Origin of the sequence: Marinobacter lipolyticus SM19 (genome assembly GCF_000397065.2) — a bacterium.
GTDB classification, from domain to species: Bacteria; Pseudomonadota; Gammaproteobacteria; order Pseudomonadales; family Oleiphilaceae; genus Marinobacter; species Marinobacter lipolyticus.
This window is the reverse complement of sequence record NZ_KE007306.1, coordinates 501,843-524,273: the sequence shown is the minus strand read 5'-3', so window position 1 is coordinate 524,273 and position 22,431 is coordinate 501,843. Positions and strand designations below refer to the sequence as shown.

Below are 22,431 nucleotides of genomic sequence, written 5' to 3'. Positions count from 1 at the left end.
CCCCCCCCCCCCCCCCCTCGCAGGGTTACAGCAGGTTGTAGATAAATACCACCGCGACCGCGACCGGGGTCACAAAACGGACGATGACGAACCACAGGTTGAACATGGCGGGTGACAGTGCCAGTTCGTTCTCCATGGCCTTGCGCGACATCACCCAGCCGGCGAACAGGGCAACCAGAAGTCCGCCCAGCGGCAGCAGGATATTGGCGGTAAAGAAGTCCAGAAGGTCGAAGATGGTCTTGCCTTCCAGCATCGGTACAAAGCCAAGGGGATCGAAGTCGGCCCACAGGTTCAGGGACAGGATCGAAGCAATGCCGAGCGCCCAGCAGACAAAGCCTGCGCCCAGAGTGCTGACCACACGATTCATGCCTTTCTTTTCTTCGAGCCACTCCACGATGGGCTCCAGAAGGGAAATGCCGGATGTCCAGGCAGCGAAAATCAGCAGTACGAAGAACAGGGTGCCAAACAGCGAACCCATGGGCATCTGGCCGAACGCCAGTGGCAGGGTCTGGAAGATCAGGCCGGGGCCTGCGCCCGGCTCAAGGCCATTGGCGAAGACGATCGGGAATATCGCCAGGCCGGCAAGAAGGGCCACACCGGTGTCGATTACCGATACGGTGATCGAGGTCTTTGCGATGGAGATATTCTTGGGCAGATAGGAGCCGTAAGCCATCATCACGGCCATACCCAGGCTCAGGGTGAAGAACGCGTGTCCGAGGGCCACCAGGATGCCGGAGGTGGTCAGTTTGGAGAAATCCGGCTGGAACAGGAAGGCGGCAGCCTGGCCGAAGTAGCCGGTGGTCATGGCGTAGCCCACCACAATCAGCAACAACACGAACAGTGCGGGCATCAGGATACTGACGGCGCGCTCCAGCCCCGCGCGCACGCCCCGCGCAACCACAACCATGACCAGAGCCATGAACAGGGTGTGCCACGCCAGCAAGGTTGCCGGACTACTGAGCAGGCCGGAGAAGATAGCGCCGACAGCGTCGGCAGATTGCCCGGCGAGCTGGCCGCTGGCAGTGGTTCCTACATAGGAAATGGCCCAGCCGCCAATAACAGAATAGAACGAGAGAATCAGGAAACCTGCAAGAACACCCACAGCACCGATCAGTTTCCAGGCGGGTTTAAGGCCATCCCGTTGGGTAATTGCGCGCAGGCTGTTTACCGGGCTGTGGCCGCCGCGCCGACCGATCATGACTTCTGCCATCATGATGGGGATGCCCACTATGGCGATACAGAGAAGATACACGAGAACGAAGGCGCCGCCGCCGTTCTCACCCGTTACATAGGGGAATTTCCAGATATTACCGAGGCCAACGGCAGAACCGGTGGCAGCGAGGATAAAGGCAAGGCGCGATGACCAGAGACCTCGTTTGGCGTTGGAACCTTCGAGCTCACCGGAATAGGTGGCAGAACCTGATTGTGTTACAGACATAGCTGTCTCCTGCTTGGTACTTGTTTTTGTTGGGGAAGCAGAGGCCGCGAATGGTTCGCGGCCTCAAAGACATGGCCCCGGTTTGCTATCCGGCATGGGCCATACGTTCCTGCATCGCGTCGACGCGGGCGGTGTGCTTGTGGAACCGCTCTTCCGCCAGTTCGTTGGCAATAGCCCCGGTGGGCCTGCCGCTACGGTCGGAGCGGGTAAAGATCTCGTTCAGTGTGTCGCCGATTGTGTCCACGTGGGCGCGGACCTTCTCGGGGGGCGCGCCGGTTCGCTCGTAGGACACATCGATGATGCCGCCGGCATTGATGGCGAAATCCGGGGCATAGAGAATGCCGCGGTCCATCAGCGCCTGATCGTGGTCCGGGCGTTCCAGCAGGTTGTTGGCGGCGCCAGCGACCACTGGGGCCTTGATTTGTGGAATACTTTCGTCGTTCAGTACCGCACCCATGGCGCAAGGGGCGATGACATCCACCGGCAGGAACAGGATGTCCTCTGCGGAAGCTGGCTTGGCCCCCAACTCGTCAATAGCTCTTTGCATGTTGTCCGCGTGGATGTCGTAGACCCACAGCTCGGCGCCGGCCTCCTTCAGGTGCCGCGCGAGGCGAAAGCCCACGTTTCCGATGCCCTGGATTGCAACCTTCAGACCATTGAGATCGGAGCGACCAAGCTTGTGGCTGACGGCCGCTTTCAGGCCGATGAAGGTGCCGTAGGCGGTAGCCGGTGAAGGATCGCCGTTGCTGGGCTTGCCATCGAACCCAATGTGCTGCGAGATCCCTGCCACGTGGCGGGTGTGCCTGCCCATGATTTTCAGATCGGGCACACTGGTGCCGGAATCCTCGGCCGCGATGTATTGACCGCCCAGGCTTTCCAGGTGGCGGCCCATGGCCTCCAACAGCGCTTCGGTCTTTTCTTTGCGCGGATCACCGATGATGACGGACTTGCCACCTCCCAGGTCGAGGTTGGCGAGGGCGGACTTGTAGGTCATTCCCTTCGACAGGCGCAGAACATCCCACACGGCTTCCTCGTCGGAGGCATACGGAAACATACGGCAGCCTCCCAGAGCCGGGCCCCGGGAAGTGTTGTGAATGGCAACAATGGCTTTCAGTCCTGTTTCCGGGTCGCAGAAGAAGGACAGGTGTTCGTGGTTATCGAACTCGGGATGGCTGAATACGTTCATGGCGTTTCACCTCTCTTTGAAGGCTGTCGCTACCCTTGTGGGGTCTGCGGCAACCGGTTTTGTTATGGGTTAGACAGCAGCGCTTGCGATTTGTTGATGCCAGGTCATGTCTTGGATTGGCAGCGTTTACAGGGTTGAGCTGAGCGTTACAGGGGGAACTGCCGGGAACCGGGGAAGGTTCTGGCTGCGCGTGCAGGAGAGGTTTGTCCGCTGAAAGTGCGGAATTGAACATGTTGAAATCCTCTTCCAACTCGCCGGATCGCGGCATGAGTGGCTGTCTTGTTCTTGTCGTCCGGCTTTTGGCCGGCGGTTTGATTTCAAGTGTCCGTTTTCCCTGTTGGGAGGGCCCTTTTGGGGCTGGACGAAAAACAAACTAATTTCTTTTGACGTAAACGTCAACTTCTATTTTGATTTCAGCGGAATGCATCACGAAAGGATCTTCACAAGGTTTTGTGTTGAGTGGAAAAAACGCCGTTAGAGGAATTTGCAATATAAGGAATCTGCTTATCCTGAATCGATTTGAGCAAAGCCGAGGAAGTCGGGTTGGTTGTTTTATAATCAAGGCGTAGCTTTCTTTCCACCTGTGATAAGTGAAGGGGGAATTATGAAACGGCTATTCTATCTGGTGGATTCCATCGACAGTGTGCAGAATATCTCCGATGACCTCCACCAACGTGGCGTCACGGATTGGCGATTTCACATCGTCAGTAAGGATGAAGCAGGTCTTTACACCCATCGTCTGCACTCCGCCAGTGTGCTGGATAAGACTGACCTGCCGAGGTTTGTCGAGCGTGGAATGCTGATTGGGGCATTGTTCGCCCTGTTTTTTGTCGTTCCACTGGCGCTTTGGGGCGGCCTTGAATGGCCGATGGCAGCCTACGTCGCCATGGGGGCATTTGCGATTATCGCTGGCGGCTGGTTGGGCGGCTTCGGTGGTATCAGTACCGAGAATTACCGGATACGGAAGTTCCACGGCGATATCGAAGCGGGCCGGTATCTGGTCATGGTCGATGTGCCGAAGAAGCACGTGTCACAAATGGAAGAGCTGATGGCTCTGAATCATCCGGAAGCGGAACTGCAGGGCGAAGGCAGCAGTTTTAACAACCCGCTGGCCGGGGCCGATGGCAAGATTCACGTGGTGCATTAACCACGGTATCAAACGAGTACTTCGGCATTTACCTATACGCATGTTGGGGGATCTGCCTTAGTTTCCTCTGATGTCTGTCGCTTCCTATTCTTATAAACTCCAGCCGCGTAAAGTGCGGCTGGAGTTTTTCCGTCTGCTTCCCATCTCCTTGTTTGTGGTGGCGTTTGGTGCTGCCTTTGGTTTGGCCGCCACACAAAAAGGCCTGCCGCCACTGGACGCCATATTGATGAGCATCACGGTGTTCGCCGGGGCCTCCCAGTTTGCGGCGATAGATATGTGGGGTAACCAGGTGTCGGTTCTGCCGTTGATCGCCGTGGTGTTTGCAATCAATTCCCGTCATCTGTTGATGGGGGCCTCCCTGTATCCAATGTTGAAGGATGTCTCGCCGGGTAGGCGTTACGGTCTGCTGCTCTTGCTGACCGACGCCAACTGGGCCGTATCGGCTCAGGATTACCAGAATGGCAAGCACAACCTGGAAGTGATTCTGGGGGGCGGCCTGGTGCTGTGGCTGGCCTGGATATTGGGAACCTGGTTGGGCGTCTACTTTGGCGGTCTGCTACAGGATCCCAAGAGTCTGGGGCTGGACATGGTCCTCGGCTGCTTCCTGCTGGCGATGGCCCTTGGGGGCAAAAAATCTCCGCGAGTGCTGGTGGCCTGGACGATAGCCGGGCTGGCGTCGCTGGCTGCCTGGCGGTGGTTGCCCCCGAATACCCATGTGGTCGTGGGAGCATTAGCGGGTGGCGCTATTGGGTTCTTCTGGCTGGAGCATCAGGACACAGAGGCAACCGATGAGCCCGTGGCAGCCGAAGAAGGTGCGCCCCAATGATGATCGAAACCACCACGACCGGTATCCTGGCGCTGATAGCAATCATGACAGTCGTCACTCTCGCCACCCGTTTCGGTGGCGTATTCATTATGTCCTTTGTACGGATCAGTCCCCGCATCGAAAGCTTTATCAACACCATGGCCAGTTCGGTATTGATTGCCATTGTGGTGCCTATGGCCTTTGGTGGCGATGTGGGGGCTCGGGTCGCATTGGTTACCACCGCCGCTGCTATGTTGCTGAGCCGTAAACCGTTGCCATCTATTGCGGCGGGAATTGCCGCTGCCGCAATAGCCCGATATTTTTTCTGACCTGCTTAAGATTTGATCAGGGGTGCCGATAAACGGGTAGTATCCGTTCGAGTACTCCTAACCATGATTACTTCCAGCCAGATTTCCTTGTTTCAGGACAGTTCTCGTCAGGTTTCGGCGCACGACAGTTCGCTTATCCGGATATCACGGCAACCTCAGGTCTCGCCTGAGACAGCCGCGTCAACAGAGGTGACACTGTTTCGTGAATCGGCATACCGGTACTCGTCAAATGACCTGCTGGCGTTTGACAGCACATCGACGGTATCCGGCGACCAGCGCCAGACCGTATTCACCAGCGCTCAACTGGCAGAATTAACCACCGATCTGTTCTTGACCGGCCAGGAGGCGGTCACGGTCAGCCGTGCGGCTTTGGGAACAGATGCGGGGATATCGGGAGGCACTTCAATGTCTATCGATGCCGGTCGGTACATGTTCTATTCTCAGAGTGAGTCTCGCAACTTCACATCCTCCGGAACCATCAAACTCGACAACGGAGAGCAGGTAGACTTCACATTGGCTCTCCGACAATCCCAGTCGCAAACTTACGAATACTCGGAATTAGTGCAGATTCGCGAGCGCCGTCTTACTGATCCCCTGGTGGTCAATTTCGGCAGTACAACGGCTCAGCTCACCGATGCCTTGTTCGAGTTTGACCTCAATTCCGATGGCACGACGACTCCGTTCGCTACCTTGGGGGCCGGTAGTGGCTACCTGGTTCTTGATCGAAACGGCAATGGCAAGGTCGACGATGGTAGCGAGCTGTTCGGGCCGCAAAGTGGTCAGGGGTTCGCGGAACTTGCCAGGTTTGATGACGATGGCAACCGCTGGATCGATGCTAATGATGATATCTTCAGCTCATTGAAGGTTTGGGTGCAGGCAGCAGAGGGGGAGCAGGACCTGAGGACCCTGGAAGAGGTCGGTGTTAAGGCACTGTACGTGGATAGCGTGGGGGGCAGTTTTACTCTGACCAACAGTCAGGGTGTCGCGTTGGGGCAGATCAAAGGCAGTGGTATCTATCTGACTACCGGCGGCGAAGTTCGAACACTGGAAGAGCTGGATCTGGCTGAGCAGGAGGTCGATGAGTCTGAAGGAGGTCATCCGCTGTCGGAAACGGTGCTGTCATCGAATCCGGGGTCGAATCCGCGAGGCAGAGACACTGGTGTGGATGAAGCGCGGGTCGCTGCAATCCGTGCAGCGCTTGAAAAGCTTAATGAAATACGGGAGCAACAGAGAGCGTTCATTGAGGAATCCAAAGCAGCTGGCAAAACCGAGTCCCCCCTGCATGAGTATCTGAAGCTGATCGACAAATTGCGTCTTGAACTGCTTAACAGCCAGGATGAAAAAAAGCAGATGGCGAGCCGGTATCTTGAGTTCGCCGCCAACCCGCTGGCTTGATCAGGGTAAGGCTTCAGTCATAGGGTTGGTGTTGCGTAAGCCCAACTCGCCAATACCTGGCAACTTGATGCCCAGGCCCAATGGGTTTACCCCCAGTGATAAGCCCATCACGTTTAATTCAAGCCCCTCCCGGACACCCGCCAGTACACCGAAATAACCACCCAGTGAGAACTGATAGCCTGTGCCGCCCGGAACTTCGGCAATTAAGCTGTCTCCCAGGTAGTCCTTACCGATCGCGTGGTTTGGCAGTGCTACTTCCAGTCCGGGCACTTCGCGGATGACCCAGGCCACGAACGTGTTGCTGTTGGGGCCGGGCCAGGCTTCATACTCTTCCGGGAAGGGGTAGGATGCGACCGCGTCATAGATGGCAGGAATCAGTCGTTTGGCCTCTTCCCCACGGATGTCTGCGTACAGCGTTGGTCTGGCTCCATACCAGTGCCGGTCAGGATCACCGGGACTGGAGTTGACCACGTATCGACGCCAACCGGTCACTTCATGGACCCGGTAATGATCGGCTCCGGCCTCCTTGGTGCTGATCCAGGTATGTACCGCAAAATATCCGCGCCAGCTCCAGGCCCTGGCCCCGTATACCTGAATGATGGCTTCTTCGGTTTCTTCTGGACGCGGAGCGATGCCGGCACTTTCCCTGGAAGCGGTTTGCCAGCTTTCAGCACTTTGAAGGGACCCGCTGGTGGCTAGCAATAGCGGGCCCGCCATCAGGAGAAAGAGTCCGGCAACAAACCAGGCGATATAGCGGAAAGGTCGTTTCATTTCATGTGTCCGGATGTAGGAGAGTTATAATAATACCGTCCCGGGTTTGCCCGCTACTGTTGCGTCTTCTAGGCTCAAAGGTAACAGTTAGTGTATGCAATGGGAGGTGGTATGTCAGACCATCATGTTTACAAGAAAGTGGAAATTGTTGGTTCGTCAAAAAAGAGCATTGAAGATGCCATTGAGAATGCACTTGCGGAGTGCGGCAAGAGCGTTCGCAATATGGAGTGGTTCGAGGTTCTCGAAACCCGCGGTCATATTACGGATGGCAAGGTAGGGCATTATCAAGTGGTGATGAAAGTGGGCTTCCGCATCGTGGACAGTTAACGCTTTCCGCGCCCGGAAGTCCGGATCCGGTACACAGGGGTTGTTAGGGGGTGGCATTATGTCTTCCGATAAATGCGCCCTGCTGCTTGTTGATATACAGAATGACTTCTGTGAAGGCGGCAGCCTGGCGGTACCTCAAAGTGATGCGATCTTTCCGGTCGTGAACGAGTGGATCAGCAAGGCCCGGCAAGAGGGTTGGGCGATTATTGCCAGTCGTGACTGGCATCCTGTTGACCACGTCAGTTTTGCTCAGCGTGGCGGCCCCTGGCCTGTGCATTGCGTGCAGGATACCTGGGGAGCAGAATTTCATCCGGCGATGGACCTGCCTTACGACGCAGTACGAGTGAGCAAGGGTACGGCTTTTGATACGGATGCGTACTCGGCGTTCGACGGTACCCAGCTCGAGAGCTACCTGCGGCGTCACGGTATTGGTTCCTTTTATGTAGCCGGTCTGGCGCTTGATGTGTGTGTGCGGGCATCGGTTATCGATGCAGTCCAACTGGGGTTCGATGTTAACCTGATTATTGGCGGTACTTACGCGGTAGATAGCGACAGTGGGCCAAAAGTGCTGGACGAGCTGTCAGGGATGGGAGTGTCTCTGTAACACTGACAGGATGCAGGAGCCTGACAACATGGTGCATGAGAAAGATCTTGCACTGCTGGTGGATCTCTACGAGCTTGCCATGGCCCAGGCATACTGGGCTGAAGGTATGCACGATACGGCGGTATTCAGCCTGTTTTTCCGGGAGCTGCCAAAAAACCGGAATTTTGTCCTTGCCTGCGGTCAGCAGCATGTTGCCACGGTCATCGAGACCCTGAAGTTTTCCCGCGAACATATCAAACGCCTGGAAGGTCTTGACCGCTTCCAGCCAGAGTTTCTCGAATGGCTTGGCAAGTTCCGTTTTAGCGGGCACATCAGGGCAGTCCCGGAAGGCACCCCCCTGTTCCCTCAGGAACCACTGCTGGAAATAGAAGCGCCCATAGCCGAAGCTCAGATCCTGGAAAGCCTGGTAATGAACTATGTGCACCTGGAATCCGTGCTTGCGTCCAAGGCGGTCCGGGTGAGACTCGCTGCCGGTGAGCGACCGGTAGTTGATTTCGGGATGCGGCGAATGCATGGCGTGGATGCGGCCCACCGGAGTGTGCGAGCGTTTCGTCTCGCGGGTCTCGCTGGTACCAGCAATGTATTGGCCGGTCTGGATTATGGCCTGACGGTCAGCGGTACCATGGCTCACAGTTTTGTCCAGGCGTATCCCGATGAGATGGACGCCTTCAAAGTGTATGCACGGCTGTACCCAGGCACTACGTTACTGGTTGATACTTACGATACTCGCCGGGCAGTCCGGCGCATTGCCGATTGGCTGAAGCGTGACTCTGGTGCCCGGGTCAGCGCCATCAGGCTGGATTCAGGAGATCTTGAAGCGGAAGCGAGGGACTGCCGTGCGATACTGGACGAGGCGGGACTCCAGGACGTTCGTATCATGGCAAGCGGTGGTCTCGATGAGTACAGGATTTCCCGGCTGGTTGCGGCCGGAGTCCCAATTGACGGTTTTGGTGTTGGCACAGCCATTGGTGCCTCGAACGACGCACCCGCCCTGGAGCTGGCTTACAAGTTAACAGAGTATGGTGGTCTGCCACGGATGAAAAACTCTTCGGGCAAGCAGTCGTTTCCCGGAGGGAAGCAGGTTTTCCGCCAGTACGATCGGGATGGCCGGATGAAAGGTGATGTCATCGGCGGCCGGGAAGAGGTGTTCGATGGTGACCCTTTGCTGAGACCGGTCATGAAGCACGGCGTGGTGCTAGTGTCCGCCGTAGATTCCCTGGATCAACAGGTAGAGTATGCCGCTGCCTCAATTCGTTCGTTGCCGGCCGCATATCTTGCACTGGAACCCGCTGAACCGTTTCCCGTGGTTATCAGCGCCTATCTCCGGGCCTTGCAGGCTGATGCGCTGAAACGGATCCGCGGTTAACCTTTTCTGAGGGTTCTTTCCCGTATAGCGGAGACCAGGTGGTTGATCGTCTCCCTTGCCTCCCCGTCGTACAGCAAGTGAAACTTCTCACGCTGGACGTTTCGGTCATGGGCAGTGTTTGAGGTGGCGGATTCCTTCATCAGATCCATATACTGGCATGCCGCCAGGTGCGCCTTGATATCGGTGTCGATGACCTTGGTGACCAGCTCGTCGACATCTCCATGGCAGAATGGTCGGTTTCGATTGAGTGCGCGACGCGCCTCCAGGGCGGCGTTACGGGCTTCCAGACGCAGGTCCCCGGCCGGCTCTCCCGACTCGACGGCACGCAGAAACATGCCCAGGTGATCATGGAGCTGCCAGACCAGCGGCCAGATCGCCTCGTAGGCGGCTTTTTCGGTTGCGAACTGGTCCGAGTCCGATTCACGGCTGCCATGACCTGGCAACGACGTTACAGTGTCGTTGAATTGATTGATGCGTAACTCGTCCATGTCCCGCCACAGGGTTTCCGTCCGCTGTTTGAGTTGGTCGTCCATAAAGTCCTGTCTGCGCCGGTCCCTGGCCACATAGAGCAATGTCAGTAATGCCACAGCGATGGCTGTGACAGACAGTAAGACGGCGGCACCGTCATTGTTGATGAGGCTGAGCAGCTGATCCGTGTCCATTGGTAGTGCCTCGGTTCAATTCCTGAAACGGGTAGTCCCGAACGTATCAGGAATTCGCGATCGGAGTCATTAAAGGACAGTATAGTTAACCGCTTTCCTGTTGTCTGAAAGGCAGAGCGTTGGTGGCATCGTCAAAGTAATGCTGGACGTGGTCCGCTTCTTCCAATGTGAAACGATGGATGGCATCGCGGAAGCCGGGATGGCGGATGCCATGCCATGAATGGGTGATCACTGGCTCGAAGCCTCGTATCAGTTTGTGTTCGCCCTGGGCGCCAGCATCGAACGTGGACAGACCGAGCTCAATCGCCAGGTCAATACCCTGGTAGTAGCAGGTTTCAAAGTGCAGGAAGTCATACTCCTCCAGGCAGCCCCAATAGCGACCGTACAGGGTATCATCACCGGTGAGAAACAGGGCTCCGGCGATCATGGTGTCATCCTTTACTGCCATAATGATGTGACACTGCTCGGGCATGGTTGCGCACAGCCGTTGGAAAAACGGTTTGTTCAGGTATGGCCGCTGGCCGCGTTTGAAATAGGTGGCCTTATAAAACGTGTAGAACACCGATAGCACCGGAGCAGGGATATCCGCTCCCGAAAAATGTTGGAATGATACGCCGAACTCGGCAATCTGACGGCGCTCTTTGCGGATGGATTTGCGCTTGCGAGAGGTGAGTTTGCCAAGAAACTCATCGAACGACCGGTAATTCCTGTTGTGCCAGTGGAACTGGCAGCCCAGACGGTGAAGACTCCCTGGTTGATCCAGCAGGCCCTGGTCATCGTCGTTGGGAAACAGCAGGTGCCACGAGTGAGCGTCAATGGATTCACAAACGTTGTCCAGCAACTGGTGAACCACTGCTGGTGACAGGCTTGCCCTGAATGTATCTTCCAATAACAGTCGGGGCCCCTGGCAAGGTGTGAAGGGGACGGCAATCAGAAGCTTTGGGTAATAGCTTTCCCGGTAGCGCCGATATGCATCGGCCCATGCCCAGTCAAACACATACTCACCCATGGAGTGGCTTTTCAGCCAAGCCGGGGCGACGCCAACCAGACGGTCCTCCAGCCAGAAGCTCAGGTGTGAGGGTGTCCAGCCCGTATCTGATGTAGTGCAGCCTGTATCCTCGAGTGCCTTCAGGAACTCATGTTTCAGAAACGGATAGGTGCCGGGGCAGAGCGCGTTCCAGTCAGCCTCGGGAATATCGTGGATGGATGAACAGACACGAATGTGTGGAAACGGGGAGCCGGATTCGGGCATGGTCGGGGGTACTCCTTGGTATCACCCCGATACCATACGCCAGAATCCGGTTTGTGATCACTGGTCGTTGTTGTTTTCGGCTTTTTCTGCACAACGTTCTTTCATTTTTTCCTGCCGCTTTTCCATCTTCTCGGCGCGTTTTGCCATGTTTTCCTGATGGATTTCGTTCCAGGTTTCCCGTTGTTCGTCAGTCAGTTCAAGACGGTCGGCCATCTCGGCGCGGCGTTCCTCCATCTTCGCCCGGTGTTCTGCCATTCTGGCTTCGCGATTCTCCGGACTGAATTTGCCGGTACCCTCACGCAGTTGTTCACACATTTCGGCTTTGCTGTGCTTGCCGTGGTAGCCATCATGCCGGTCACCGTGGTTGCCGGCCATGGCCAGAGGGCTGGCGAGCAGGGCGGCGGACAGGAGAGCGCTGGCAATAATCCGGGAAGTTTTATGTTTCATCATAATCATTACCTCGTAGTCGGTTGTGGGACTGCAGCGAGGCAGTCCGCTAATGGACGAGATCCATGCTAATGGAGAACTCTGTCATTCGGTGTCAGCGTGATGTAAAGGTTGTGCAAAGGGAAAAACGTGGAAAAAGACACCGTCGGCCAACGTGTTAGACTGAAGGCCGTTAATCGGGAGGACGTCCATGCAGAACCGGGTATTGCTGGTTGAAGATGATGATGAATTGCGGCAGCTGCTGGCGCGCTATCTGACCAATCAGGGATTCAGCGTGCGCGAAGCGGCTAATGGCAACGATGGCCTGTCCCTGGCCCTCGGTCAGAACTGTGACATTGTGGTACTGGATATCATGTTGCCAGATATCAGCGGTCTCGATGTGCTGAGATCATTGCGTGCGGACACCCACTTACCCGTTGTGCTGCTCACTGCCCGGGGAGACGAGACTGATCGCATCGTCGGATTCGAAGTCGGTGCCGACGATTACATACCCAAGCCGTGCAATCCGCGCGAGCTGGTCGCCCGCCTGCAGGCACTGCTGCGCCGCATCGCATGGGATCAGTCAGTGGAAGTGGATGCTGCCAGGACATACGGTGATCTGAGAGTGGAGCCCTCCCATCGCCGCATCTATCAGAATGACAAGCCCGTGGAACTGACCGCCACCGAGTATGAGGTATTGCAGGTGCTGCTGGCCCACGCTGGCAGTGTGGTGCGCAAAACCGATCTTATGCAGTGGGCCCTGGGGCGTCGCCTGGAAGCCTATGACCGGACCCTCGACATGCACATCAGTAACCTGCGCAAGAAACTGGGTAACGATGATCCTCCCCGAATAGAAACGGTTCGCGGCCTCGGGTATAGCTACAGGGTGCCCAGATGAAGGGTCGAACAATATTCCCCCTTTTCTGGCGGATCTTCCTCTCGATCTGGCTGGCCATGGCGGTGACTGTGGTGGTCAGCAACCTGGCGACCCGAATGCTTCTGGATCGCGAGCGGGAGGCTATCGAACGTCAGGCAGGGCTCAGGGACCTTGCCGAAGAAGCGATAAGAATTCGTGAGTCTGGTGATCGGGGGGGAGCCTGGCGTTTTCTCAGATCGGAGGGTGAGCGTATTGACTTGCATCTGATCCTCATTGAGCAGGATGACAATGGCGGTAGACTCCCCTCGTTTATTCGTGACCGAATGAAATCCGGCTGGTATCCGCAAAAGCCTGCGGTTCTTGATGTTGGTGGCGGTTATCGGCTGGTGGCGTGGCCACGGATGCACGGTGCCGGCTGGCTGGATCCGAAATTCTTCCGTGCTATAGAGCTGGGGCTGGCATTCGTGATGATCTCCCTGGCTTGCTGGTGGATTGCCCGTCGGGTTTCACGGCCACTTCTACACATGGAAACGACCGCTCAGGCTATCGCCCGGGGGAATAACTCACTTAGGGTCGGCGACACTATCACAAAACGGCGGGATGAAGTGGGGCAGCTGGCAACGGCATTCAACGCCATGACCGAACAGCTTTGCAGTTTACTGGAGCGGCAGAAGCACCTGCTTCGTGATATCTCCCATGACCTTCGGACACCACTGACACGCCAGCGAATCGCCATTGAGCTGGCGAGTGAAAGTGGCGCGGATGAAGAACTCATGGCCAGCATCCTGCGGCAGAACGAGCGCCTTGAGGCGATGACGGGGCAGATCCTGACGCTGTATCGTGTCAGCGAAAGCGGGGGTGACATAGAGCGGGAGTCGGTGCTGCCAGTGAATGTCATAAACCGGGTTCTGCAAGACGCAGCAGATTACGCAGAGCACCAGGGGGTGGACTGCAAGCTGGTTGTCTCACCCGCCGGTGAATCTGTAACCGTGCTGGGCGATGAAGGATTGTTACAGCGGGCATTGGACAACGTTCTGCAGAATGCTCTTGATCACACCCCTCCCGGCCGCTACGTACATATCGATGTGACGGCTTCCGGCGAATGGCTGGAACTCGCTATTGAAGATGAAGGTCCTGGTGTACCCGCGGAACTGCTTCCTCACCTGTTTGAGCCTTTCTTTCGAGCTGATAAATCCCGTGGCGGCAAAGGTTGGGGGTTGGGTCTGGCTATCGCGAGGGACATTGTTGCTGCCCACGACGGTGAAATTTCAGCGGCGCCCGGGGCGCGGGGCGGTTTACGGGTACAGGTTCGCCTTCCGGTGTTTGCAACAGGGTGAGGAGTCGGGTTCGCATGAATAAAGATTACCCTGTTCCGGCAGGATACCTGGAGCGGGAAACAGAAGTGAAGAAGAGCCGCTTTATCGCGAGAGTGGCCCCGGTGAACTCCAGGAATGAGGTCAAAGACTGGCTTGAACGGGCGCACCAGGATCATCCCGACGCCCGTCACATATGCTGGGCTTACCAAATAGGTCGCCCCGGTTCGGCCGCAGAAGCCGCCATGAACGACGACGGTGAGCCGTCGGGAACCGCGGGAAAACCAATCCTGAGTGTGATTCAGCACAAGGATATGGGCGATGTCCTGGTCATGGTGATCCGCTATTTTGGCGGCATCAAGCTGGGTGCCGGCGGTTTGGTGAGAGCCTATGCCGGGGCGGCGGAAAGTGTGCTTTCGGCAGTGGACCGCGTGGTACAACGATCCATGGATGCGGCGACTGTGACGATGAGCTTCAGCGACGAGCAGCCCTTGCGGCACTGGTGTGAAACCAATGATGCCGTGCTGGAGTCCATAGAGTATGGTTCAACGGTAACTGCCCGGGTACTGGTACCGGCGGATCGCGGTGAGCAATTCGGAGGCTTCTGCGATGCCCAGAAACTGGATTACCGTTTTGACAGGTAGGGAACGGTTGTTACATCTCCGAGCGTCAAGTGTCCGTATACTACCTGAAAGGCAACCGTAAGGAGGTTCGCTATGGCTATTCGAGTGTTGATTGCATCGATTCTGATGTTGGCGATGGCAGGCTGCGCCAGTAACGTGGTGACAGATTATGATTCCGCTGCCGTGTTCGGGAACTATTCCTCGTGGGCGTTTATGGATGAGACTGGTGAGGGGCAGTCAGTAGTGTCACTGGATGGTAGTCGCATTCGCAACGCGGTGGAACGTGAGCTCAATCGCAAGGCCATGAAAAAGGTAAGCGCGGACGAGGCGGACCTGTTGGTGGCCTGGGAGATCGTGGAAGAAGAGCGGCTCGAAAGTTACGGTGTGGGATTTGGCTTGGGATTCGGCCATAGTCCCTTTGGCTGGGGACTCGCATCCGCACCGCCGGTACGGGAAGTCCAGGAAGGCAAATTGGTGATTGAGTTGGCGGACACCAGTACGCAACGCGTGGTCTGGCGAGCGGCCAGCCGGCGCTACCTGAATGAAGATCAGTCCCCGGAGTATCGCCGTGAGCTGATCGACGAAGTGGTGGCCGAAATGTTTTCCAAGTATCCTCCGGGGCTGGACTAAGTAGCTGATTCTTTCCAACGAAAACGGAGAAAGCATGAAGTCGAAATCCTCGGGTGGGTTGGTCTTTTCAACCGAGCAGGGGCGCATGTGCCCTGACTGTCGCAACCCGGTTGCTGACTGCACCTGTGGCCAGCCAGCCCGTCCCGCGGGGGACGGCATCGTACGTGTCAGCCGCGAAACCAAGGGCCGGAAGGGTAAGGGTGTGACCCTGGTGACCGGCATCCCCATGGATGAAAAGGAACTCAAATCCTTCGCCAAGATTCTCAAGGCCAAGTGTGGCACCGGTGGCACGGTGAAAGACGGCGTGGTGGAAATCCAGGGCGATCAACGGGACACCCTTGTCCCGATACTGCAGGCCAAAGGTTGGACCGTAAAACGTGCCGGTGGCTGATGGTATAACACGCAAACCCGTCTCCAGGCGTTAGAATAGTGCCTGCTATTGAACTGCCCATACAGGGACAGTCGCTTACTGGAGGATAGGAATGCACGTACTGGTGTTGGGGGCAGGTGTTGTTGGCGTCACCACTGCATGGTTTTTGCGCAAGCAGGGCCATGAGGTCACCGTGGTTGATCGCCAGAGCAAAGCCGGTCTTGAAACCAGTTATGCCAATGGTGGGCAGATTTCGGTGTCCCACGCAGAGCCGTGGGCTAATCCGTCGGCACCGCTCAAGATATTGAAGTGGCTGACCCGGCCGGATGCCCCCCTGTTGTTCCGTCCAAATCTCGACCCTGCCCAGTGGCGCTGGGGACTGTCATTCCTCATGCAATGCACGTCTGCCAGGGCGGCCCATAACATTCGACAGATCGTTAACCTGGGCACCTATAGCAGGGCTCAGCTGCAGGCGGTGCGTCAGGATACCGGGATTGAGTACGACCAGTTGGAGAAGGGCATACTGCACTTCTACACCAACCCGAAGGAATTTGATGGCGCGTTGGCACCGGCGCGGTTAATGCGTGACCTGGGGTGTGACCGCCAGGTGATTGATGCAGCCCGTGCGGTTGAGCTGGAGCCAGCTCTGGCTCCGATTCGCAACCGGATTGCCGGGGCAACCTACACCGCGGCAGATGAATCCGGGGACGCAAGAAAGTTCACTCAGGGCCTGGCTCGAAAAGCCGAAGAGGCGGGTGTGACATTTCTTTATGGCACGGAAATTCTGGGTTTTGATCGTACCCATGGCCGGATTCTCGGGGTTCAGGTGGTGAGAGAAGGCCACTACGAAGTGTTGCGCGCCGATGCCTATGTTCTGAGTCTGGGAAGCTTCAGTGCGGTACTGGCCCGCAAACTGGGACTGTTCCTGAATATCTATCCTGCCAAAGGCTACTCCATTACCGTCCCGGTCAGGAACAAAGACGCGGCTTTTGAGGTGAGCCTGATCGATGACGAATACAAGCTGGTGTATTCTCGTCTGGGAGACAGAATCCGGGTTGCTGGTACTGCAGAACTGAGCGGCTACAGCCGGACCCTGAACTATACTCGCTGCCGGTCCATTGTCCGGCGTACGGCGGAAATCATGCCGGATGCGGCCTATTGGGACGAAGCCGAATTCTGGAGTGGTCTGCGACCCGCAACACCTTCCAATGTGCCTTATATCGGAAAAAGCCACTTCGGCAACCTCTACCTGAATACTGGCCACGGCACGCTGGGCTGGACCCATTCCTGTGGTTCCGCTGCTGCCATCACCGACATCATTTCCGGTCGGCGGCCGGAAGTCGATTTCAGTTTCATCGGGCTCTGAGGCCGGCCAGGGCCCACGGGCCAGAGCTTTATTGGCCCCCAAAGCCTCATGACTGTCACTTCTTCGTAATAGACTAGACGCAAAATGTGAGCCTTTATCACCTTTTGTGTTCGGTTGTCGGTATACCGTCTGGCGACTTCAGGCGGGCCCGTTGGAGAGAAGTCATGAACAAACAACGTCGTGCTGTCGTAAAGGGGCTCGCTGCCGCATCGTTTACCGCCTTAACCGCCTGTGGCGGTAGTTCGTCGGAGTCTTCTCGTGCTGGTCAGGCACCCTCCCCGGGAGTTGTACCCGGAGAGGAGTTGTCGCTTCCGGCCGTTGCTTTCAACCACGGTGTGGCCTCTGGGGATTCCCTGGCTGATAGGGTAATTCTCTGGACCCGGGTGACTCCGACAGATGCATTGCCCCGAACCATTGACCGCGTACCTGTACAGGTGACTGTTGCGCGGGATCGGGAGATGAGAGAGGTCGTCGCGAAGTTTGATGCCTCTACTGGCCCGGACAGCGATTTCTGCGTCAAGGTTGATGCCGTGGGCCTGCAACCGGACACCTGGTACTACTACCAGTTCTCAGTTGGAAGTCAGCGCTCTTCCATTGGCCGCACCCGCACTTTCCCAACCTCCAGCGCCGCCACTGAACGGGCGCGGTTTGCGGTCGTCTCGTGCTCAAACTATGCGTTTGGTCTGTTCTCGGTTTACAAGGCTGTGAGTGACCACGCCGATCTGGATTTCGTGTTGCATCTGGGCGATTACGTCTATGAGTATGGGCCGGGTGAGTATGGCGATTTCCCCGGGCGAGAGCCGTTGCCACCCCACGAAATGATTGAGCTGGCGGATTATCGTCAGCGCTACGCCCAATACAGGACGGACCCCCATTTGCAGGCCGTTCACCAGCAGTTTCCGATGATTTGCATCTGGGATGATCACGAATCGGCGAACGACAGTTATGTTGGTGGCGCGGAAAACCACGATGAAGCCACTGAGGGAGACTGGGCGAAACGAAAGGCGGCCTCCATACAGGCCTATCATGAGTGGCTGCCGATCCGCGAGCACCCGACAGACCCGGAGCGCATCTGGCGTAATTTCGCCTTTGGCAACCTGATCGATCTGTTCATGATGGACACACGTTTGGAGGGCAGGGATCAGCAGGTTTCCTCGCCCAGTGACCCGGCTCGCTTCAGTGCGGATCGCCGGCTGATCAGCGAGGATCAGTTAGGCTGGTTGGTGGCCGGGCTGACAGATTCCTCAGCCCGGTGGCGAATGATCGGGCAGCAGGTCATGTTCGCCGAACTTAACATAGCCCGCACTGTCGATGTGGCCAAAACACTCGGACTGGAAGATGAGACCGAGTTCAACGGTCAGTTGGCGGCCCTCAATGTCGATCAGTGGGACGGTTACGTGGCGGATCGCGAGGTTATTCTGCAAACCCTCGCAGACAACGGGATCGACAACACAGTCATATTTACCGGTGATATTCATACCTCCTGGGCAAACGAGGTCTACGCAGACTCCGGCAATCTTCTGGAAAATAGCCTGACCACACCGTTGGCTGCCGAATTTGTCACACCTTCTGTAACGTCGCCCGGATTGCCGGATGGGGTGGCCGAGCTGGCGGAATTGGCCGTACCTGTCGCAAACCCACACATGAAATACGTTGAGCTGAAAACACCAGGATTCATGCTCGTGGATGTCACGCTGGAGCGCACCCAGGCAGAGTTCTATTACGTGCGTAACATTACCAGTGAAGATGATATCGGCAAGATCGATCCCGCTAAAACAAAAGTGGTTGGCGTGGATGATGGAAACAGCTCCATATATCAGGATCGGGCGCTTTCCGAGCCGCGGGCTCTGCGCACGGCCATGTTTCACCCGCCTGTTCGAACGGCTGTAAGTTGAGGAAGCTTTTATGTCTGGACCAATGATCCCCAACAACAAGCGATGGAGTCGTCGTGATGTGCTGCGCACCATCTTCTTTACAGCGGGGGCGGTTGGATCTGCCTCCTGGCTGAGCGGGTGCGGTGGTAGCTCGGAATCGTCGGCTTCGCCCATTGCTCCCGGGCCGGGTGTCGAGCCGGTACCCGGAAACATTCCCGATACAGTAGAGAGTCTGGTCGGTCGTTTTGCGAATATCGGCCCTCTGCGGGAGACTCCGGATATACATGGTGTGCGGACACCGGAGGGGTTCGCGACGAGGATCGTTGCTATCAATGGAGAACTGCCTCAGCCTGCGGGCATGTCGCCTTTGGCGCCCCAGACGGGTGGTGTGGGTAACCGACCCTGGCACATTTTCCCGGATGGTGGCGGCGCGGTTCCCAGAGACAACGGCGGTTGGATATATATCAGCAACAGTGAAGTACCCGGAGTCGGGACCATTGGTTTTACCTATCCGGCATTGGCGACATTGGCCAACGCCGCGGAGGAATTGACCCCGGGGCTTGCCCAGGTCGGCGTGCTGGTATTTGACCCCGATGGCACAATTGTTGACTCATACACCATCCTGTCCGGCACGACCTTCAACTGCGCAGGTTGTGTCACGCCCTGGAATACCTGGCTCTCCTGCGAGGAGTTTCCCAATGGTCAGGTGTGGGAGTGCGACCCCTACCAGCCGGGTGAAGGGCTGGCCCGCCCGACGCTGGGGTATTTCTCCCACGAGGCCATTGCCATTGATCCCCGGCAACGAAGGCTCTATCTCACCGAAGATATGCCGGACGGGCGTTTTTACCGCTGGATTCCGGACCCCTCCGACTGGCCGGAGGGGGCAGAGCGCGCCGCCCTGCAGTCAGGTCGATTGCAGATGTTGAGTGTTAGAGGTGAGGGCGCTGAAGGTGCACTGCATTCGCCTCAACCCGTGACCTGGGTCGATGTGCAGAATCCCCATGAGCCGCAGCATGAGAATCGTCTGGAAGAATCGACGATCTTTGATGGGGGAGAGGGCGTCTGGTTTTTCCAGGGTATCGTCTACTTCGCAACCAAGGGAGATGATCGGATATGGGCTCTGGATGTTGCGGCCCAGACCATTGAGGTCATCTACGAGCGGGCAACCGCCGAAGCGCCCAACGACATATTGTCCGGCGTTGATAACCTGTTTGTGACCTCGCTGGGCGATGTGCTGGTGGCGGAGGATGGTGGTGATATGCAGGTGGTTGTTATTCTTCCGGATCGTACCCTCAAGCCGTTACTTCAGGTGGTTGGTCAGGATGCCTCGGAAATCGCCGGCATTGCGTTTTCGCCCGATGGCAAGCGCATGTACTTTACCTCGGACCGGGGAGGCAGGAATGGTCTGGGTGGATTCACCAACGGTCTCGGTATGGTTTACGAGTTGATTCTGCCCGACAGTGTGTAACGGTCCTCGTTGCAAGGGGGGACCTCCTGAGCCTGTGCAGGATACGCAGTAAAATGCCGCCCCGAGGGGCGGCATTTTTCATAGTACCGGTGAAACGCAGCGTTTACTTGAGTTGGTCTCTGATCAGCTTCTTGTTGATCTTGCCGACGCTGGTTTTCGGGATATCCTCCACGAAATCAATTTGCTCGGGAATGGCCCACTTGTTGATTTCACCGGTGTCGACGAACTGCTTCAGGTGACCCTGAATGTCTTCCAGTGTCGCTTTTTCGCCCGGCTTCAGGGTGACCAGCGCATGGGGGCGTTCGCCCCACTTCTCATCGGGAACACCGACAACGGCAGCGCCAGCTACGGACGGATGCTGGCTGATCAGGTTTTCCAGATCCAGGGAGGACAGCCATTCGCCGCCGGTCTTGATCACGTCCTTGATGCGGTCCTTGATCACCAGAGTGTTGTCCGGGTCGATGGACGCGACGTCACCGGTATGAAGCCAGCCACCTTCCCACAGTTCCTCACCTTTTTCGGGTTCTTTGAAGTAGCTTTGAGTCAGCCATGGCGAACGTGCGACGACCTCACCCTTCGCTTCACCATCATGGGGGACCGGGTTGCCAGACGGGTCTACTATTTCCAGTTCTGCCATGGGCACTGCGATGCCGGTTTTGACTCGCTTGGCGGTCTGTTGCTCCAGTGGTAGCTCAAGGTCCTCAGGTTTCATGTGAGTAACGCTCAGCAGAGGGCAGGTTTCCGACATGCCATAACCTGTATACATGCGAATGCCAAGCTTGGCGCCGGCATCACACAGGCCCTTGGTCAGGGCACTACCGCCGATAAGAACATGCCAGTTGCTCAGGTCGGCTGTCTTGATGGACTCGGTGCCCATCATCATCTGCATGATGGTTGGTACACAGTGGGAGAAGGACACCTTGTGTTCTTTAAGCAGATCCACCAACAGTTCCGGTTCATAGCGGCCGGGATACACCTGCTTGATGCCCATCATGGTAGCGGCGTAGGGGACACCCCAGGCGTGAACGTGGAACATGGGGGTGACAGGCATATAGACCGATGAAGATCGCAGCAGTGGCATCTCATCGTACGCTGACAGAGAGCCGGTCATTGCCAGAGTGTGCAGCACCAGTTGGCGGTGACTGAAAAATACACCTTTGGGATTGCCGGTTGTGCCGGTGGTATAGAAAGTGGTTGCGACACTGTTCTCGTCGAAATCCGGGAAGTCAAACTCTGTGCCGGCCTTTGCCAGCAGGGCTTCGTATTCACCGAGTGTGTTCAGGTCGGTGGATTTTGCCTGGTTGTCGTCGGTGAGCTGGATATAGCTTTTTACTGTTTTGATCTCATTCCGGACGCCTTCAATAATGGGCAGGAAGTCATCATGCACCAGCACCACATCGTCTTCGGCGTGGTTCATGGTGTAGACGATCTGCTCTGGCGAAAGGCGTACGTTGATGGTGTGCAGTACCGCCCCAATCATTGGAACCGCAAAGAAGCACTCAAGGTAGCGTGGCGTGTCCCAGTCCATCACTGCTACCGTATCCCCGGGTTTTACGCCAGCATCGGTAAGAGCATTGGCCAGACGGTGGATGCGTTCAACCAGATCGGTGTAGGTATACTTGCTGCGGTTGGCGTAGACAATTTCCTGGTCGGGAGAATACCTGGGGCCTGAGAGCAGAAGTTGCTTGATCAGCAGGGGATACTGGTGGGCGTTGTCCGCTGGTGGAAGAATGCGGGTTTGTGCCATTACGTGTTACCTCTTTCCCGGTTGTTGATGTTATTGCGAGAAACAGGAGTAAATCTGACACACTTTGGCGGAAACCGGAACCTTGAAATGCAGAAAAATTGCAGAACGAATCAGGTGTTACAGAAATACTGTTTCGCTCTGCAATTTAATGGCGCCGATCTGATTTATTCGTAGGTGCAGAGGTAGGCGGTATCGATATCGGTTTTCGCTTTGAAGCTTGCCTGGCCGGCAACATCAAAACTCTCACCAGAACCGTAGGTCATCCACTCTTCCATGCCCGGAAGCAGAACCGTCAGGGCACCGCTGATCACTGTCATGGTTTCTTTTTTGCTGGTTCCAAACTCGTATTCGCCCGGGCTGATCACACCAACGGTGGCCGGTAGAGTGGAGGTCTGGAAGGAGATGGACTTCGCCTTGCCGTCAAAGTATTCGTTTACATTCAGCATGGGGATGGC

At 56.6% G+C, this 22,431-nt stretch carries 23 protein-coding genes; 15 read left to right on the top strand and 8 right to left on the bottom strand.

Features of this window, described 5'->3' with window-relative positions; translation table 11 throughout:
- Positions 1 to 25: 25 nt before the first annotated feature.
- Together MARLIPOL_RS02360 and MARLIPOL_RS02355 are read right to left on the bottom strand one after the other, a co-directional pair.
- Entirely contained in the window at positions 26 to 1,438 is a 1,413-nt protein-coding gene (locus MARLIPOL_RS02360; protein ID WP_012136468.1) for a sodium-dependent transporter, read from the bottom strand.
- A gap of 85 nt (positions 1,439 to 1,523) precedes the next feature.
- Positions 1,524 to 2,624, bottom strand: coding sequence for a Glu/Leu/Phe/Val family dehydrogenase (locus MARLIPOL_RS02355; protein ID WP_012136467.1), 1,101 nt, complete (start codon positions 2,622 to 2,624; stop codon positions 1,524 to 1,526).
- A gap of 604 nt (positions 2,625 to 3,228) precedes the next feature.
- On the opposite strand from MARLIPOL_RS02355, the gene MARLIPOL_RS02350 reads away from it, so the two are divergent.
- From MARLIPOL_RS02350 to MARLIPOL_RS02335, 4 genes are all read left to right on the top strand, one after another.
- Positions 3,229 to 3,771 (top strand): hypothetical protein, encoded by a 543-nt coding sequence (locus tag MARLIPOL_RS02350; RefSeq protein WP_012136466.1) that lies wholly within the window; start codon positions 3,229 to 3,231, stop codon positions 3,769 to 3,771.
- A 70-nt stretch (positions 3,772 to 3,841) separates the two neighbouring features.
- Positions 3,842 to 4,597 carry an AzlC family ABC transporter permease gene (locus MARLIPOL_RS02345; protein ID WP_012136465.1) on the top strand — a complete coding sequence of 252 codons (756 nt, stop codon included), beginning with the start codon at positions 3,842 to 3,844 and terminating at the stop codon, positions 4,595 to 4,597.
- Positions 4,594 to 4,905, top strand: coding sequence for an AzlD family protein (locus MARLIPOL_RS02340; RefSeq protein WP_012136464.1), 312 nt, complete (start codon positions 4,594 to 4,596; stop codon positions 4,903 to 4,905). Before MARLIPOL_RS02345 ends, MARLIPOL_RS02340 begins: the two co-directional genes overlap by 4 nt.
- A gap of 189 nt (positions 4,906 to 5,094) precedes the next feature.
- Positions 5,095 to 6,300 carry a hypothetical protein gene (locus MARLIPOL_RS02335; RefSeq protein ID WP_228677562.1) on the top strand — a complete coding sequence of 402 codons (1,206 nt, stop codon included), beginning with the start codon at positions 5,095 to 5,097 and terminating at the stop codon, positions 6,298 to 6,300.
- On the opposite strand, the gene MARLIPOL_RS02330 is transcribed toward MARLIPOL_RS02335, so the two are convergent.
- Positions 6,301 to 7,071: a DUF3750 domain-containing protein gene (locus MARLIPOL_RS02330; protein ID WP_012136462.1), complete on the bottom strand. Its 771-nt coding sequence runs from the start codon at positions 7,069 to 7,071 to the stop codon at positions 6,301 to 6,303.
- Positions 7,072 to 7,182: 111 nt separating this feature from the next.
- On the opposite strand from MARLIPOL_RS02330, the gene MARLIPOL_RS02325 reads away from it, so the two are divergent.
- From MARLIPOL_RS02325 to MARLIPOL_RS02315, 3 genes are read left to right on the top strand one after another with little or no spacing between them, the layout of a single operon-like run.
- On the top strand, positions 7,183 to 7,398 hold the full coding sequence (locus tag MARLIPOL_RS02325; protein ID WP_012136461.1) for a dodecin: 216 nt from the start codon (positions 7,183 to 7,185) through the stop codon (positions 7,396 to 7,398).
- A 58-nt stretch (positions 7,399 to 7,456) separates the two neighbouring features.
- Positions 7,457 to 8,002 carry an isochorismatase family protein gene (locus tag MARLIPOL_RS02320; RefSeq protein ID WP_012136460.1) on the top strand — a complete coding sequence of 182 codons (546 nt, stop codon included), beginning with the start codon at positions 7,457 to 7,459 and terminating at the stop codon, positions 8,000 to 8,002.
- Between the two features lie 28 nt (positions 8,003 to 8,030).
- Positions 8,031 to 9,368, top strand: coding sequence for a nicotinate phosphoribosyltransferase (locus MARLIPOL_RS02315; protein WP_012136459.1), 1,338 nt, complete (start codon positions 8,031 to 8,033; stop codon positions 9,366 to 9,368).
- On the opposite strand, the gene MARLIPOL_RS02310 is transcribed toward MARLIPOL_RS02315, so the two are convergent.
- The 3 genes from MARLIPOL_RS02310 to MARLIPOL_RS02300 form a co-directional block, all read right to left on the bottom strand.
- On the bottom strand, positions 9,365 to 10,030 hold the full coding sequence (locus tag MARLIPOL_RS02310) for a hypothetical protein (RefSeq protein WP_012136458.1): 666 nt from the start codon (positions 10,028 to 10,030) through the stop codon (positions 9,365 to 9,367). The two genes, MARLIPOL_RS02315 and MARLIPOL_RS02310, sit on opposite strands and share 4 nt — an antisense overlap.
- Before the next feature lie 85 nt (positions 10,031 to 10,115).
- On the bottom strand, positions 10,116 to 11,282 hold the full coding sequence (locus MARLIPOL_RS02305) for a GNAT family N-acetyltransferase (RefSeq protein WP_012136457.1): 1,167 nt from the start codon (positions 11,280 to 11,282) through the stop codon (positions 10,116 to 10,118).
- Between the two features lie 57 nt (positions 11,283 to 11,339).
- Complete coding sequence (locus MARLIPOL_RS02300) at positions 11,340 to 11,732, bottom strand: Spy/CpxP family protein refolding chaperone (protein ID WP_012136456.1); 393 nt, start codon at positions 11,730 to 11,732, stop codon at positions 11,340 to 11,342.
- Between the two features lie 187 nt (positions 11,733 to 11,919).
- Between MARLIPOL_RS02300 and MARLIPOL_RS02295 the strand changes: the two genes are divergently transcribed.
- The 8 genes from MARLIPOL_RS02295 to MARLIPOL_RS02260 all read left to right on the top strand — a co-directional run bounded on the left by MARLIPOL_RS02295 (position 11,920) and on the right by MARLIPOL_RS02260 (position 20,229).
- Positions 11,920 to 12,606 carry a response regulator transcription factor gene (locus MARLIPOL_RS02295; RefSeq protein WP_012136455.1) on the top strand — a complete coding sequence of 229 codons (687 nt, stop codon included), beginning with the start codon at positions 11,920 to 11,922 and terminating at the stop codon, positions 12,604 to 12,606.
- Entirely contained in the window at positions 12,603 to 13,922 is a 1,320-nt protein-coding gene (locus MARLIPOL_RS02290) for a sensor histidine kinase (RefSeq protein WP_012136454.1), read from the top strand. The genes MARLIPOL_RS02295 and MARLIPOL_RS02290 overlap by 4 nt, the downstream gene beginning before the upstream one ends.
- 14 nt (positions 13,923 to 13,936) lie before the next feature.
- Positions 13,937 to 14,542, top strand: coding sequence for a YigZ family protein (locus MARLIPOL_RS02285; RefSeq protein ID WP_012136453.1), 606 nt, complete (start codon positions 13,937 to 13,939; stop codon positions 14,540 to 14,542).
- Positions 14,543 to 14,614: 72 nt separating this feature from the next.
- A complete protein-coding gene (locus tag MARLIPOL_RS02280; protein WP_012136452.1) occupies positions 14,615 to 15,151 on the top strand; it encodes a DUF4136 domain-containing protein in 537 nt (178 codons plus the stop codon).
- Between the two features lie 34 nt (positions 15,152 to 15,185).
- Positions 15,186 to 15,542 carry a translation initiation factor Sui1 gene (locus MARLIPOL_RS02275; protein WP_012136451.1) on the top strand — a complete coding sequence of 119 codons (357 nt, stop codon included), beginning with the start codon at positions 15,186 to 15,188 and terminating at the stop codon, positions 15,540 to 15,542.
- 91 nt (positions 15,543 to 15,633) lie between these two features.
- The gene (locus MARLIPOL_RS02270; RefSeq protein ID WP_012136450.1) at positions 15,634 to 16,887 is read left to right on the top strand and encodes a D-amino acid dehydrogenase; all 1,254 of its coding nucleotides are present in this window, start codon (positions 15,634 to 15,636) and stop codon (positions 16,885 to 16,887) included.
- Between the two features lie 164 nt (positions 16,888 to 17,051).
- On the top strand, positions 17,052 to 18,782 hold the full coding sequence (locus MARLIPOL_RS02265) for an alkaline phosphatase D family protein (protein WP_036190293.1): 1,731 nt from the start codon (positions 17,052 to 17,054) through the stop codon (positions 18,780 to 18,782).
- Between the two features lie 10 nt (positions 18,783 to 18,792).
- Entirely contained in the window at positions 18,793 to 20,229 is a 1,437-nt protein-coding gene (locus tag MARLIPOL_RS02260; protein WP_051123076.1) for an alkaline phosphatase PhoX, read from the top strand.
- A 103-nt stretch (positions 20,230 to 20,332) separates the two neighbouring features.
- Here MARLIPOL_RS02260 and MARLIPOL_RS02255 read toward each other — a convergent pair whose 3' ends face one another.
- Together MARLIPOL_RS02255 and ppnP are read right to left on the bottom strand one after the other, a co-directional pair.
- Positions 20,333 to 21,976 carry a fatty acid--CoA ligase gene (locus tag MARLIPOL_RS02255; protein WP_012136446.1) on the bottom strand — a complete coding sequence of 548 codons (1,644 nt, stop codon included), beginning with the start codon at positions 21,974 to 21,976 and terminating at the stop codon, positions 20,333 to 20,335.
- 164 nt (positions 21,977 to 22,140) lie between these two features.
- Complete coding sequence (ppnP, locus tag MARLIPOL_RS02250) at positions 22,141 to 22,422, bottom strand: pyrimidine/purine nucleoside phosphorylase (protein WP_012136445.1); 282 nt, start codon at positions 22,420 to 22,422, stop codon at positions 22,141 to 22,143.
- Positions 22,423 to 22,431: the final 9 nt, after the last annotated feature.